A 353-nucleotide genomic window follows, 5' to 3' on the forward strand; every position below is an offset into this window, starting at 1 on the left:
TCTCAGATATGTTCAACAACCTAGTGTTGCGACGACCGGTTGAATCCACCCAATATGTCAGTCGCGCGTACCGGAAACTGACCGCGGCGTTCAAGATAAACGTCTCAATGAGCCGTTGTGCCAACGCCTGGGACAACGCGCGCCGATGGAGAGCTTCTTCAAGACATTGAAGGTCGAGAGAATCTATCAGAACCACTACGAAACGCGTGCCCACGCCCGCCTGGATATCGTCGATTGGATCGAGGGATATTACAATCGGCAACGCTTGCATACCTCGATCGACTTCCTTACCCCCGTCGACTACGAGGCCAGCTTGATCGCGCATGAATTGCTGTACGTGAAAACAAGGCTGG

Annotated in this window: 1 pseudogene; it reads left to right on the forward strand. The window is 53.3% G+C overall.

Going from position 1 to position 353, the window contains the following annotated elements:
* Positions 1–353: pseudogene (locus VL15_RS39350) on the forward strand (IS3 family transposase); the annotation flags it as partial.

This window comes from Burkholderia cepacia (genome assembly GCF_001039005.1).
GTDB lineage: Bacteria > Pseudomonadota > Gammaproteobacteria > Burkholderiales > Burkholderiaceae > Burkholderia > Burkholderia theae.